The 13,508-nt window shown below is 69.9% G+C and carries 15 protein-coding genes and 1 pseudogene; 6 read left to right on the top strand and 10 right to left on the bottom strand.

All coding sequences use genetic code 11. The features are described from left to right. Positions 1-3: 3 nt before the first annotated feature. Genes AB0G10_RS26965 through AB0G10_RS26955 form a run of 3 tightly spaced genes read right to left on the bottom strand, consistent with a single transcriptional unit; the run spans position 4 to position 2,472 of the window. Positions 4-960: a hypothetical protein gene (locus tag AB0G10_RS26965; RefSeq protein WP_360927267.1), complete on the bottom strand. Its 957-nt coding sequence runs from the start codon at positions 958-960 to the stop codon at positions 4-6. Positions 961-1,015: 55 nt separating this feature from the next. Then, positions 1,016-1,939 (bottom strand): ABC transporter permease, encoded by a 924-nt coding sequence (locus tag AB0G10_RS26960; RefSeq protein ID WP_360927265.1) that lies wholly within the window; start codon positions 1,937-1,939, stop codon positions 1,016-1,018. Beyond that, positions 1,936-2,472 (bottom strand): ABC transporter permease, encoded by a 537-nt coding sequence (locus AB0G10_RS26955; RefSeq protein WP_360927945.1) that lies wholly within the window; start codon positions 2,470-2,472, stop codon positions 1,936-1,938. Before AB0G10_RS26955 ends, AB0G10_RS26960 begins: the two co-directional genes overlap by 4 nt. Before the next feature lie 45 nt (positions 2,473-2,517). On the opposite strand from AB0G10_RS26955, the pseudogene AB0G10_RS26950 reads away from it, so the two are divergent. Continuing rightward, positions 2,518-2,760: pseudogene (locus AB0G10_RS26950) on the top strand (substrate-binding domain-containing protein); the annotation flags it as partial. On the opposite strand, the gene AB0G10_RS26945 reads toward AB0G10_RS26950, so the two are convergent. Both AB0G10_RS26945 and AB0G10_RS26940 read right to left on the bottom strand, forming a co-directional pair. Continuing rightward, the gene (locus AB0G10_RS26945; RefSeq protein WP_360927262.1) at positions 2,665-3,360 is read right to left on the bottom strand and encodes a lysoplasmalogenase family protein; all 696 of its coding nucleotides are present in this window, start codon (positions 3,358-3,360) and stop codon (positions 2,665-2,667) included. The pseudogene AB0G10_RS26950 and the gene AB0G10_RS26945 sit on opposite strands and share 96 nt — an antisense overlap. Before the next feature lie 65 nt (positions 3,361-3,425). Further along, the gene (locus AB0G10_RS26940; RefSeq protein WP_360927259.1) at positions 3,426-3,737 is read right to left on the bottom strand and encodes a hypothetical protein; all 312 of its coding nucleotides are present in this window, start codon (positions 3,735-3,737) and stop codon (positions 3,426-3,428) included. Between AB0G10_RS26940 and AB0G10_RS26935 the strand changes: the two genes are divergently transcribed. Continuing rightward, positions 3,708-5,099, top strand: coding sequence for a hypothetical protein (locus AB0G10_RS26935; RefSeq protein ID WP_360927256.1), 1,392 nt, complete (start codon positions 3,708-3,710; stop codon positions 5,097-5,099). The two genes, AB0G10_RS26940 and AB0G10_RS26935, sit on opposite strands and share 30 nt — an antisense overlap. Positions 5,100-5,102: 3 nt before the next feature. Beyond that, entirely contained in the window at positions 5,103-5,567 is a 465-nt protein-coding gene (locus tag AB0G10_RS26930) for a SitI3 family protein (protein WP_360927253.1), read from the top strand. A 1-nt stretch (position 5,568) separates the two neighbouring features. Here the strand turns inward: AB0G10_RS26930 and AB0G10_RS26925 are convergent, their stop codons facing one another. From AB0G10_RS26925 to AB0G10_RS26905, 5 genes are all read right to left on the bottom strand, one after another. After that, a complete protein-coding gene (locus AB0G10_RS26925; protein ID WP_360927250.1) occupies positions 5,569-6,588 on the bottom strand; it encodes an aldo/keto reductase in 1,020 nt (339 codons plus the stop codon). Between the two features lie 94 nt (positions 6,589-6,682). After that, positions 6,683-7,519, bottom strand: coding sequence for a hypothetical protein (locus AB0G10_RS26920; protein WP_360927247.1), 837 nt, complete (start codon positions 7,517-7,519; stop codon positions 6,683-6,685). Next, a complete protein-coding gene (locus AB0G10_RS26915) occupies positions 7,516-8,700 on the bottom strand; it encodes a hypothetical protein (protein WP_360927244.1) in 1,185 nt (394 codons plus the stop codon). The genes AB0G10_RS26920 and AB0G10_RS26915 overlap by 4 nt, the downstream gene beginning before the upstream one ends. Further along, entirely contained in the window at positions 8,697-8,999 is a 303-nt protein-coding gene (locus AB0G10_RS26910; RefSeq protein ID WP_360927241.1) for a hypothetical protein, read from the bottom strand. The genes AB0G10_RS26915 and AB0G10_RS26910 overlap by 4 nt, the downstream gene beginning before the upstream one ends. Then, positions 8,992-9,363: a YbaB/EbfC family nucleoid-associated protein gene (locus tag AB0G10_RS26905; protein WP_360927238.1), complete on the bottom strand. Its 372-nt coding sequence runs from the start codon at positions 9,361-9,363 to the stop codon at positions 8,992-8,994. The genes AB0G10_RS26910 and AB0G10_RS26905 overlap by 8 nt, the downstream gene beginning before the upstream one ends. A 130-nt stretch (positions 9,364-9,493) precedes the next feature. Between AB0G10_RS26905 and adhP the strand changes: the two genes are divergently transcribed. Genes adhP through pflA form a run of 3 tightly spaced genes read left to right on the top strand, consistent with a single transcriptional unit; the run spans position 9,494 to position 13,505 of the window. After that, on the top strand, positions 9,494-10,504 hold the full coding sequence (gene adhP / locus AB0G10_RS26900) for an alcohol dehydrogenase AdhP (protein WP_360927235.1): 1,011 nt from the start codon (positions 9,494-9,496) through the stop codon (positions 10,502-10,504). Positions 10,505-10,535: 31 nt separating this feature from the next. Further along, positions 10,536-12,761, top strand: a complete 2,226-nt coding sequence (gene pflB, locus AB0G10_RS26895) for a formate C-acetyltransferase (RefSeq protein WP_360927232.1) — start codon at positions 10,536-10,538, stop codon at positions 12,759-12,761. A 15-nt stretch (positions 12,762-12,776) separates the two neighbouring features. After that, entirely contained in the window at positions 12,777-13,505 is a 729-nt protein-coding gene (pflA, locus tag AB0G10_RS26890; RefSeq protein WP_360927229.1) for a pyruvate formate-lyase-activating protein, read from the top strand. Positions 13,506-13,508 lie beyond the last annotated feature (3 nt).

Genomic DNA, 13,508 nt, shown 5'->3' with positions numbered 1-13,508 from the left:
ATCTCAATCCCAGGTGGGGATCCACCACCGCCAGCCGTAGGGCGGCGCCGGCCAGGAGGGATCGGGGCGCCACCCCGGCGGCGGCTTCCAGCCCGGAGGCGGGGTAGGCCAGGTCGGCGGCACCACGAAGGTCACCCCCGTCGGCTCGGGAGGAATGGAGACCGGAGCAGAAGCCGGCGGCCGGCCGGCGCCGGCACCAACGGGCGAGGAGACGCCCGGCGAGGAGACGACCGGCGCAGAGATGACGGCGCGGGGCGTAGGAGCAGGCTCGTCCGCCGCCCCCGAGGCCACCTTCACGGCATGGACGTGGGCGTCCGCGATCCAGCTCTCCGGCAGCTCATGAGCCCTGGCCGCGTAGAGCACGACCCCGGCGGTGAGGTGATCGCCGGCGACGATCGCGCGTACCCCGGAAATGAGCCCGCCCTCGGCGAGCAGATCCACGACCGGAAGCAGGCCGGCGCCTGCCTCCGGGGTCAGCTCGCCCACCCGGACCCCGTCGACGCGCACCGCGATCGGCGTGTGCGGCGCGGAATGGAGGGTGGCGTGGACCCAGCAGGCGCCCTCCGGGCGGAGCCACGGGGTCAGGGCGTCGCGGTCGCCGAGGACCGGGACGGCGGCGCCGGGCGGCAGCATCAGGTGTGGCCCGGCGGGTGGGGCGTTGGCCGGGACGAGAAGGTGCGGTTCGGCGAGATCGAGGTGGATCGAGGAGGCTCCCACCAGGGCCGTCACCCGCGGTTCCCAGCCACCGGCGACGAGGCGGGCGAGGACCGGCGCGTAGCGGGCCGCGTCGGCGGTGGACAGCGCGCCGACGCGGCGGGTCCCCGCCCACACGCCCACTTCCCGGGGGTCGGGCGCGAGGCTGACGGTGAAGTCGTGGAGGACGCCGGCGTCGAGCGGCTCGCCGACGACCTCCACGGTGGCCGCGCCACGTTGTCCCCACAGGTCGAATCCCACCGGCATGGACGGCAAGCCTATCGGCGGGCCCGCATGATCACAGCCGGAAACAGTCCGCCGATCAGGTGGCTCTGCGCATCCGTACGAGGTAGGTCTGCGCCACGACCACGAGCGCCAGGAACGTTCCGCTGATGACCTGCTGCCAGTTGCTGTTCACGTCGCCGACCTGGTTGATCAGGTTTTGGATGACGCCGAGCAGCAGGACCCCGGCAACGGTTCCGGCGATCGTGCCGGCGCCGCCGGTCAGCAGCGTCCCGCCGAGGACCGTGACGCCCGAGCCCAGCTTCGCCGCGTTGATCGTCCCGGCGAGCCCGGCCAGCAGCCCGGACATGACGTAGACGGCGATCTTGGTGCGGCGTACCCGGACGCCCATGAGCGCCGCCGCGTCCTCGCTGCCGCCGACCGCGTAGACCGCGTTGCCGAAGCGGGTGCGCGCCAGCACGACCATGCCGGCCAGGACCAGGAGCAGGACCATCCACACCTGATAGCCGATGCCGAGGAACGACCCGGTGCCGAGCTCTCTCAAGAAGGGCGAGGAGACGAGGTACGTCGATGAGCCCTCCCCGCTCAGCGCCCGCATGAGGCCCCGCGCCCCGAGCAGCGCGGCAAGCGTGACGATGAACGGCGCCATCCCGGTGTAGGCGATCAGCACCCCGTTCACCACACCGATCGCACCGCAGACGGCCAGCGGCAGGACGAGTCCGGCCAAGGCGCCGTACTGCGATCCCCACGCCGCGAGCACTCCACCCAGGACATAGAGGGAGCCGACCGACAGGTCGATCCCACCCGTGATGATCACGAACGTCATGCCCAGCGCGATCAGCATCGGCGGCGCCGCGGCGACCAGGATCGTGCCGGCGTTGTCGAGGCTGCGGAAGTTCGGGAAGACCGCGATCGCCACGACGACCACGGCGCCGAGCACGGCGAGCGCCCCCTGCCGCTGGAAGGCGCCGGCCAGGCGGGGCTGGAAGGCGACGACGCTCACCGGTTCCTCCTCTCCCGCGCCACGTACACGGCGACGAGGATGATGACGGCCTGCACCATCTCGGTGGTGGACGGCCGCAGATTGTGTTTGATCATGGTGGCGACGACGAGCTGCATGAGGATCGCGCCGGCCACGGTGCCGAGGACGCGGACCTTCCCGCCGGTGAGCGGCGTCCCGCCGACGACCACCGCGGTGATCGCGGAGAGCTCGATGAGCAGGCCGACCGCCGAGGCGTCGCTGGACTGGATCCGGCCGACCGAGAGCAGGCCGGCGATCGCGGCGAGCACCGCGCAGAGCACGTAGACGGTGATCAGCACGCGCTGCACCGGCAGGCCGGCGAGCTCGGCGGCGGGCCGGTTGCCGCCGATCGCGAGCAGCCGGCGCCCGAACACCGTTCGTCTCACCACGAACGCCACGACCAGCACGAGCAGCGCGGCGATCCAGACCAGCACCGGGATGCCGGCGATCGATCCGGAGCCGAGCCAGATGAGCTGCTCGTTGCGGACGTCCTTGAGCTGCCCGCCGGAGATCACCACGGCGAGGCCGCGGCCGCCGACGAAGAGCGCCAGGGTGGCGACGCGATCCGCCAGGCCGGCCTGACCGTGCCCGGCGACGTGAGCGTGGTGGGTTTCGACGACCTGAACTTCGCGGCGTGGACCGCTCCGCCGCTCACCACGGTCCGGCAGCCGCTGCACGAGATGGGCGTGGCCGCGGCGCGCACGCTGCTACGCCTGGTCAACGGCGAGCGGCTGGAGTCCACGCGGATCGAGCTCGCGACCGAGCTGATGCTGCGGGAGAGCACGGCTCCGCCAGGGTCTTGACGGCTCGTCGACGTTCGCGATCCGGGTCCAGCCCGTCGCGATCAGGCCGAGGGCCAGCGCGTGCGTGGCGGCCGCGATCACCGGCAGATGCGCGCCCGACACCGCGCCGAGGCCGGTCAGCACGTCGGAGATCACGAAGAGCACGCCACCCGCCGCGAGCATCGGCGAGACCCCTGCCGCTGCCGCGGCCATGGCGGCGAGCGCGAGGCTGTAGAAAAGCACGGGTACGCGCAGAGCACCGAGACGGTCGCCGACGAGCGCGTTGGCCGAGACCGCCAGCAACGCGAAGATCGCCGACGGGGCGGGCAGGGGTTTGGCCCGGTTCAGGAATGCCAGCGTGAGACTGATCAGGGTGCCGAGGAAGAACACCATGCTCGCCAGGAGGCCGGCCCGGTTCGGGATGAGCAGGGCGAGGTCGCCGAGGGCGGCGAGCGCGAGTCCCCAAACCACCATGTCCGAATTTTTCCTGATTTTCAGGATATGCCATATCAGAAGCGGCGCGAGTAGCGGGCGGGTGAGCCCGGGCAGTCCGATGGTGACGGCAGCGACCTCCACGGCGGCCGCCGCCGTGAACAATTTCAGCGGCAGGCTACCCAGCATGGCGCGCAGTCTGGTTTCCCGGACTGCCCCGAGTCAACCGATTCGACCAGGTATTAACCCGCGGTTCACAAGATCGTGTTGCGCGGCCCGGCCGCGCCCCGGCAGTACCGATGGCCCTCCGCGTTCCGGCCGCCGCTCTCGATGTCGAGCTGCAGATGATCGGGCAGACCCGTCCCGCATGAGTCCATGAAGACCGCGTTCCGGACCCGCGCGGCACGGCCGCCGGGCAGCGTGACCCGGGCTCCCGGCGCCGCGACCGTATCCGGTGGGCAGAAGATCACCTGTTCCTTGACCAGGCAGGGGCCGACCTCGGTCCCGTCGACGTGCACGGTGTGTGGGTCGGCGGCGTGCAACAGCGCGAATTCGAGCCAGTTCACGCCCCCAAGTTTGCCCGGCCGCCATTCGATCAATCCAGATCTTCCACATGGGAACCCGAGACCCCGGCGCCGTCCCGTGAACCGCGGCCCGCCCCGGCCGGTACACCCAGGCAGACATTCACCAGCCTGGAGGTCCCGGTGCCCGATGCGACAACCGGCCTGGGCCTCGTCGAGGACATCCACGAGACGGTCGCAGGCATCCAGAGCGGCAGCTGGATCGACGCCTCCCTCGGCGGCGTCGGCGTCTCCCTGGAGGCGCTGTCGCTCATCTTCGACCCGCTCGGCAGCATCGTCAGCTGGGGCGTCGGCTGGCTCCTGGAGCACGTGGCACCCCTCCGCGAGGCCCTGGACCAGCTGGCCGGCGACGCCTCAGCGGTCGCCGCCCACGCCGCCACCTGGGAGAACGTGGCGGCTTCGCTCCCCGCCTCCTATCCGCCGCCGCCCGCCGACTGGTCCGGCGCCGCAGCCGACGCCTACCGCGCCCACGCCGCATCCCAGGCGGATGCCCTGGACGGCATCCGGCTGGCGGCGGGCGGCATCGCCTCCGCGGTCATGGGTACGGGCCTGCTCGTCGCTCTGGTCCGCGAGCTGGTCCGCGACCTGATAGCCGACTTCGTAGCCACCCTCGCCATCCGGCTCCCGCAATGGCTGGCCGTGGAAGGCCTCACCCTCGGCATCGCCACCCCGGTGGTGGCCGGCCAGGTCGCCGGCCTCGTGGCCGACTGGGCCCACCGCATCCAACACTTCCTCCGAGGCCTGCTCACCAGCCTCCGCAACCTGCTTCCGAAGACCGACTCGCTCCGCAACGCTCTCGAGCCCTTCGGCATGCGTTCCTCCGACACCCGGACCGACCTGGACCTAGCTCGCGTTCACGCCGAAGCCTCACAGCCGTCCACCAGTGGCAGCTCCAGCGGAGGAGGCAGCCCCAGCTTCACCGCACCGTCCGGCGCTCCGGACCCGAACCGCCGGCCGTGGGGTGAGAGAACCCCAGCCCATCCCACCGCTGAAGACAATCGTGGCTTGCGGCGCGAGAATGAGTCGGCCGACCTGATCGCACAGCACGGGTACGACATCCAGCAGAATCCCGAGGGTAAGACCAACGGGAAGCATCCCGACTACAAGATCGAAGGCATCTACTTCGACTGCTACGCCCCCACCACCGATGACCTGGACCAGATTCGGAAGACGCTCAGCCGCAAGACGCGGACCCAGGCGGAACACTTGATCCTCTATATGGACGACACGCCACGCTCGCTGGCAGACGTCGCCGACATACTCCGGCGTAAGCCGATCGCCAAGCTTGAGGAGATCCTCGTGATTCAGGACAACGAGATCATTCGCTTTTTTCCCTTCAGCGAGTGATGGATGGCGACCGAATACAGTTTGAGCAGTGACGCCGATCTCGCTACCGGCGAGCTGCTGGCATTCTTCGCCGCCGCAATCGGGGGCCGGGTCGATGACGACGGTGAGGCGGTCATCGGTGATGGCATGACCATCTGGGCAGACCTGGCCGACGAGGACGACGCCGACGTCATGAAGCGGCTTTTCGGATTCGAAGAACGCATCGCAGCGACGTTCCGCTTCCATAACCTTGCGGGTCCGGAGACCATCGAGCACAGCACCGCCCTGATGGTCGCCACGGTCCTCGCTCTCACCGAGCGATACACCGGCAACGGGGTACTTCTCTACAACAGTGAAGTAGCGGTGATCCGATGGTCACCTGATGAGGTCGTCTTCCACGAAGCCTGGGACGCCTGGACACGCTATGCGGAAGTGACCCCTCTTCTCGTGGGTCATCCGGTGCGATCGCTGCCGCAACCACTGCTCTGACTCAGCGCCGCCGCAGCGACGCATCCAGCAGCGACGGCGGCGTGTCGAACTTCTCCTGCGGCGCCAGATCCACCCCCGGCGCCACGATCTCGTCGATCGCGTCCAGCACGTCCGCCGGAAGCACCGTGTCGGCCGCCGCCAACTGCGACTTCAAGTGCTCATGCGTACGAGGACCGACGATCGCGCTCGTCACTCCCGGATGGGCCGTCACGAATCCGAGGGCCAGCTGGATCAGCGTCAGCCCGGCCTCCTCGGCGACCGTGGCGAGCCGCTCGACCGCGTCGAGCCGGGCGCGGTTGCCGGGGATCGTCAGGTCGAAGCGCTCGGGCAGCCTCGCCGCCCGGTTCGAGGTGATCTCCCGCCCGGCGCGGACGGCACCGGACAGCCAGCCCGACGCGAGCGGGCTCCACGCGAGCACGCCCATCCCGTACTCCTCGGTCACCGGAAGCACGTGACTCTCGATGCCCCGTTGCAGGATCGAGTAGCTGGGCTGCTCGGTGACGTACCGGCCCAGATGATGTGCCTGCGACGCCCACTGCGCCTGCACGATCCGGTACGCCGGGAACGTCGACGACCCGAAGTACCGGATCTTGCCGGCCCGCTGCAGGTCGGTGAGGGCCGACAGCGTCTCCTCGTCGCTGGTCCGCGGATCCCAGCGGTGCATCTGGTAGAGGTCGACGTGATCGACCCCGAGCCGGCGCAGGCTGTCGTCGAGGGCGGTGACCAGCCACCGCCGGGAACCGCCCTGACGGTTGCGCTCCTCGCTCATCGGCATGGTCGCCTTGGTGGCGAGCACGACGTCGTCCCGCCGCCCGGCGATCGCCTTGCCGACCATCTCCTCCGACTCACCACGGCCGTACATGTCAGCCGTGTCGATCAGATTGACACCCGCCTCCAGCGCGGCATCAACGATCGCGGTCGCCTCCTCCTGACCGACGTTCCCGATCTTCCCAAAGTTCATGGCGCCGAGCGCCAGCGCGCTCACCTGCACACCGGTGCGCCCCAAGGTGCGGTACCGCATGGCCGTTCCTCCCGAGAAAGCCCCTGAAACGGAACCCCGTTCCGCAACCAAACATACGGAACCAAGTTCCGTTTGCCAACCACCGTGACGCCCCTCACCGCCCAGGCGACCAGGGAGCCGGCTCCGGCGCCCGGCGCCACCACCAGCCCTTCTCCCCCGCCACACCGGAGATCTCCCGCGTCCCCGCCCGGAACGCCTCGTCCACCCTCGCCAGCGCTGCCGTGAAGGGATCCACCACCGACTGCGGGATGATCTCGAGATCGGCGGCCAGCCGATCGCGCATGACCATGTCGTCCTGCCAGTACTCGAGCGGGTACCACCCGTCGGGGGGCCAGCCGGTCGCCATCCGGGCTGTCAACGCTTCCCAAGCACCGAGCCGATCCATCGCGTGGGTGAGTGCCGCGTTGCGGGTCAGGATCCGGGGATCCGCGGCCAGCAGGCGCTCGAGTTCCTCCGTGATGGGCGTCGGCATCCGGTGGGACCAGATCACCTCGGGCTGCAGCTCGACCTTGACGTCCGGCAGCAGGGCGACCGGTTTCTCCACCGCGTCGATCACGTGGAGCGTCGTGTCGTCGAGGTCCTCGTCCTCGATACGGGCCCTCGTTCGCGAACCGTCGGGCTGCACCAGCCAGAAGGCGCTCGGCGGATTGCTTTCGGCCGGATAGAGGATCAGCTCGCCCAATTCCACCGCGAGGTGCCGGGCGAGTTCTTCGACCGCCGGCTCCACCGTGCTCAAATGGATGTCGAGCGAATAGGAGATGTCGCCGTCCAGTTCCTCATAGGTGCAGAGCACCGGCGCGTCCCAATTGCGGTCGCCGCTCCACCCGGATCCGACATCCACCTTCTCCACCGGGACCTGGGCGACGGAGGCCAGCGCGGCCTGCATCCGGAGGATGTCGAGGTCGCCGATGAGCAACAGGTCGTAGGTCATTGGCTATAGGTCCCGTCGTAGATCGACTTAGCCTTGGCGATGACTTCTGGATTCTGGACGAACATCGGCGCGTGTTTGAACATTTCTACCTGTTCGACGTCGCCCTTCGCGAGGGCGATCTGCTGGAGCGCCTTGTACTCGTTCCGGTCGAGCCGCACCAGGCCGTCACCGGTTCCCGGGAAGACCGTGCCGTTGGGTTTGACGCCGTAGGTCCGCCCGTTGATCTCGTAGAGCTTGATCGTCTCTTTCCAGTCGGCCTCACCCGCCGCTATCCCGCGGATGTCGTCGCGAACGGCGCCCTCGTACCCCGGCAAGATGATCGTGTTGTGCTCCTTGGCGACACCGCTCTTGGCGCCGGCGAGCGTATGCCGCCGATGCGGGAGGCCGAGTTCCTTGCCGCGCGCCGGTCCGGCGATGTCGTCTCGGGCGTGCCACGGCGGGCCCGGCGGCGGGACTCCCCCACCTCCACCCTTCGGCGGCGGGTCGGGGGAAGAGTTCATGCGGCCGGGTTCGACCGGCTTGGGTCCGATCAGGTTCTTGAGTAGCCGCTTCAGCGCCTCCAGAACACCGTTCAACCGCCTCAGGCTGGTGAGCAACCCCCGTACGAAATGCTCGATCCTCCTGGCCCAGGAGGCGACCAACGCGCCCACCTGGCTCACCACGAACGGGGTGGCGACGCCGAGGGTGAGGCCCTCCATGGCGAGCCATTGCGGGAGCCGTGCGGCGAGGGTGGCTACGAAGTCGGCTATCAGGTCGCGGACCAGCTCGCGGACCAGAGACACGAGGAGGCCCGTGCCCATGACCGCGGAGGCGATGCCGCCCGCGGCCAGCCGGATGCCGTCCAAAGCATCCGCCTGGGATGCGGCGTGGGCGCGGTAGGCGTCGGCTGCGGCGCCGGACCAGTCAGAAGGCGGCGGCGGATAGGAGGCGGGGAGCGAAGCCGCCACGTTCTCCCAGGTGGCGACCGCTGAGGCGTCGCCGGCCAGCTGGTCCAGGGCCTCGCGCAGCGGCGCCACGTGTTCCAGGAGCCAGCCGACGCCCCAGCTCATGATGCTGCCGAGGGGATCCAGGACCAGCGACAGCGCCTCCAGGGAAACCCCGACACCACCGAGGGAGGCGTCGATCCAGCTGCCGCTCTGGATCCCGGCCACCGTCTCGTGAACGTCCTGGGCGAGACTCATGGGGAACGGAGGACCGCGGCCGCGTCCGCGTCGGTTCCCTCCATCGTCCGGACCGCGGCCTTCAGTGCGTACGCCGTCTCCTCCAGCGAATCGGCGCTGCCGTTCATGGCGACCACGGCCACCTCGAAGACGCCGGACAGGATCGCCGGCAGGAAGCCGCACAGCATCCCGTAGGCGCCGGGATCCATGGTCACCTGCGACACCGCGGCCCGCGCCGAGCGGACGGCGCCGGTCACCTCCTCGACCGCGGCGGTGTGCTGCAGCACCGCAGGAACCGGTAGGTGAACGAAATCAGCCATCGTTGGCCTCCGCGGGGAAGCGCCTGGTGAATCCGTCCAGCACGGCGCGTCCCGTCGGCGAGTCCGCTCCGACGGTGTCCCGCACCTCCTCCGCCACGAGATCCACGAGCGAGGACTGCGCCGAACGCATCACGGCCAGGATCTCCGCGCTCAGATCACCGGGGCTCAGGTCGTACATGCGCTCGTCCAGCGTCAAATCCACGACCTGGCCGTTCGCACCCACCGTGACCACCGCGTAGTGACTCCGCGCCTGCGCGGAGAGCCCTGCGACACGCTGCGCGAGCTGCGCGGCGCGGGCGGCCTGTGCGTCGACGCGCGCGGTCCAGTCCGTCAGCCACTCGTCGGCCGCATCGATGTCCCTCACCGGATGACCACCTCCAGACGGGGTGGTGTACCCGCGGGCACGGCGCCCGGTTCAGACGGGACCTACGGCCCTGACGACCCGGACGGTCCGGGATGAGGCTGAAGGGGACACGAGCGAGGGAAGTGACGACATGCGTGCAGCGGTGGTGACCGGGTTCGATCAGCCCGTGGCGGTCCGGGAGGTGCCTTCGCCCACTCCGGGCGAAAACCAGATCCGGGTACGGGTGGAGGCCAGCGGACTGTGCCACACGGACATCCACGCCGCCCGGGGCGACTGGCCGGTGAAGCCGAACCCGCCGTTCATCCCCGGTCACGAGGGCGTCGGCATCGTTGACGAGATCGGCCCGGGAGCGACCCCGCTCACGATCGGGGACCGCGTCGCCGTCCCGTGGCTCGGCTACGCCTGCGGCACCTGCGACTACTGCGTCGACGGCTGGGAGACCCTCTGCGAGCAGCAGCTCAACACCGGCTACGCGATCGACGGCGGGCACGCCGAGTTCCTCGTGGCCGACGCCCGCTACGTCGTGAAGGTGCCGGACGGCATCGACCCGGTCGAGGCGGCGCCGCTCACCTGCGCCGGGGTGACCACGTACAAAGCGGTCAAGGTCGGCGGGGTGAAGCCCGGCGACCGAGTGGCGATCTTCGGGATCGGCGGCCTCGGGCACCTGGCCCAGCAGTACGCGCAGATCTTCGGCGGCGAGACGATCGCGGTCGACGTGACCGGGGAGAAGCTGGCGCTGGCCCGGGAGCTCGGCGCGGCGCACACCGTGAACGCGTCCGAAACCGATCCGATCGCGGCGATCCGCGAGCTGGGTGGCGCCGACGTGGCGGTCGTCCTCGCGGCGAGCCCGCGGGTCCTCGAGCAGGCGCACGCGTCGCTGCGGCGCGGCGGCCGGCTGGTGCTGGTGTCGCTGCCCCGGGACAACGCCATGGCGCTGCCGATCTTCGAGACGGTGCTGAAGGGCATCACGGTGATCGGCTCGATCGTCGGCACCCGCAAGGACCTGGCCGAGGTGTTCCGGCTGCACGCGGCCGGGCGGACCCGGGTGCTCTGCGAGACCCGCAAGCTCGACGAGATCAACGGCGCGATCGACGACGTGCTCGCGAGCCGGGTGCCCGCCCGCCTCGTCCTGATTCCCTGATCCGCCGAAAGGCGAGAGAGGAAAGACGATCATGAAGGCGTGGCGGGGCTTCACCGGCGGCGAGTGGCGGACCACCATCGACGTCGCGAAGTTCATTCAGGACAACCTGCAACCGTACGAGGGTGACGCCGCGTTCCTGGCGGGGGCGACGGACCGCACGGAACGTATCTGGCAGAAGCTCCAGCGGATGTTCGCCGAGGAGCGTCGCCGCGGCGTCTACGACGTCGACGCGCACACCCCGTCGAGCATCACCGCGCACGAGCCGGGCTACCTCGACCGCGACAGCGAGCTGATCGTCGGCCTGCAGACCAGCGCGCCCCTGCGCCGGGCGATCATGCCGGCGGGCGGGCTACGGATGGTCAGGACCGGACTCGCGGCGTACGGATTCAGCCTCGACCCGGCCGTCGAGGAGGTGTTCACCCGCTACCGCAAGACGCACAACGACGGCGTGTTCGACGCCTATCCGCAGCCGGTGCTCGCCGCGCGCCGCTCGCACGTGATCACCGGCCTGCCGGACGCGTACGGCCGCGGCCGGATCATCGGCGACTACCGCCGGGTGGCCCTCTACGGCGTGGACCGCCTGATCGAGGAGCGCCGGGTCCGCAAGACGGGTCTCGACGAGAAGAGATCGAGCGAGGACGTCGTCCGCGACCGCGAGGAGCTCGCCGAGCAGATCCGCGCCCTCCAGGAGCTGCGGTTCATGGCGGACAGGTACGGATACGACATCTCCGGCCCGGCCACGAACGGCCGCGAGGCGATCCAGTGGCTGTACTTCGCCTACCTGGCCGCCACGAAGGAGCAGAACGGCGCGGCCATGTCGCTCGGGCGCACCGCCAGTTTCGTCGACGTCTACCTGCAGCGGGACATCGCCGAGGGGACGCTCACCGAGGAGGGGGCGCAGGAGCTCGTCGACGACTTCGTGATCAAGCTGCGGATCATCCGGTTCCTGCGCACCCCGGAGTACGACGAGCTGTTCTCCGGCGACCCGACCTGGGTGACCGAGTCGCTCGGCGGCATCGGTGACGACGGCCGGCCGCTGGTCACCCGGACGAGCTTCCGGTACCTGCAGACGCTCTACAACCTGGGCCCGGCGCCGGAGCCGAACCTGACCGTGCTCTGGTCGCCGTCGCTGCCCGAGGGGTTCAAGCGGTTCTGCGCGCGGGTGAGCATGGACACGAGCGCCATCCAGTACGAGAACGACGATCTGATCCGGCCGGCGTACAGCGACGACACGGCGATCGCGTGCTGCGTCTCGGCCATGCGGGTCGGCCGGGACATGCAGTTCTTCGGCGCCCGGGCGAACCTCGCGAAGGCCCTGCTCTACGCCGTCAACGGCGGCCGCGACGAGATCAGTGGTGATGTCGTCGCTCCGGGGCTGACGCCGATCGGCGACGACGTGCTGGACTACGACACGGTGATCGAGGCCTACGACCGGACCCTCGACTGGCTCGCCGGGACCTACGTCGACGCCCTCAACGTCATCCACTACATGCACGACAAGTACGCCTACGAGCGTCTCGAGATGGCGCTGCACGACTACCCCGTGCACCGGTTCCTCGCGACCGGCGTCGCCGGCCTCTCGGTGGCCGCCGACAGCCTGTCCGCCATCAAGCACGCCCAGGTCAAGGTGGTGCGCGACGCGACCGGGCTGGCCGTCGACTACGCGGTCGACGGGGACTTCCCGACGTTCGGCAACAACGACGACCGGGCCGACGCGATCGCCGTGGACCTGGTGGAGCGGTTCATGGCGAAGATCCGGCGGCAGCAGGCGTACCGGGGCGCCGAACCGACGCTGTCGGTGCTGACGATCACCTCGAACGTCGTCTACGGCAAGCACACCGGGAACACGCCGGACGGCCGCCGGCGCGGCGAGCCGTTCGCGCCGGGCGCCAACCCGATGAACGGCCGGGACCGGCACGGCCTGGTCGCGGCGGCGCTGTCGGTGGCGAAGCTGCCGTACGCCTCGGCCCGCGACGGCATCTCGCTGACCACCACGGTCACGCCGGACGGGCTCGGGCACTCCCGCGACGAGCGGATCGGCAATCTGGTGGGGGTGCTCGACGGCTACACCGACGCGGGTGGCTTCCACCTCAACGTCAACGTGCTGGACCGGGCCACCCTCGAGGACGCCATGGTCAACCCGGAGAAGTACCCGCAGCTCACGATCCGGGTCTCCGGATACGCGGTCAACTTCATCAGGCTCACCCCGGCCCAGCAGCGCGACGTCATCTCCCGCACCTTCCACGGCGGGCTGTGACCGGAGATGACCACCATGAGGGGCTCCGTCCACTCCTTCGACGTATCGACGGGGGTGGACGGGCCGGGTACCCGGTTCGTCGCCTTCCTGGCCGGGTGCCCGCTGCGCTGCCTCTACTGCCACAGCCCGGACACCTGGTACCGCCGCTCCGGCACGCCGACCACGGCCGGCGAGCTCATGGCCGAGATCCGGCGCTACGAGCGGTTCATCAAGGTGGCCGGGGGCGGCGTCACGATCAGCGGTGGCGAGCCGCTGCAGCAGCCCGCGTTCGTCCGGGACGTGCTGCGCCGCTGCAAGGAGATCGGCCTGCACACCGCCGTCGACACCAGCGGATACCTCGGTGACCGCGCCGGCGACGACCTGCTCGACGCGACCGATCTGGTGCTGCTCGACATCAAGTCCGGCGATCCCTCGACGTACCGCACCGTCACCCGCACCGGCCGGCTCGCCCCGACGATCGCCTTCGCGCATCGGCTCGCCGAGCGAGGAAAACCCATTTGGGTACGGTTCGTGCTGGTGCCGGGCCTGACCGACGCGGTGGAGAACGTCGACGCGGTGGCCGGGATCGCCGCGTCGGTGCCGACCGTGCAGCGCGTCGAGGTGCTGCCCTTCCACCGCCTCGGGGCCGTCAAATACGACGCGCTCGGCCTCGGCTTCCCGCTCGCCGGGACTCCGGCGCCAGATCAAGATCTGATCGACCGGGTACGTCGGCAGTTTCGTGGCTACGGGCTCTGCGTATTCTGAGGC

Source organism: Actinoplanes sp. NPDC023714 (assembly GCF_040639855.1).
In the GTDB taxonomy this organism is placed as follows: Bacteria; Actinomycetota; Actinomycetes; order Mycobacteriales; family Micromonosporaceae; genus Actinoplanes.
Note: the sequence above shows the minus strand (reverse complement) of the source record. Positions and strands in the feature narration are given on the sequence as shown.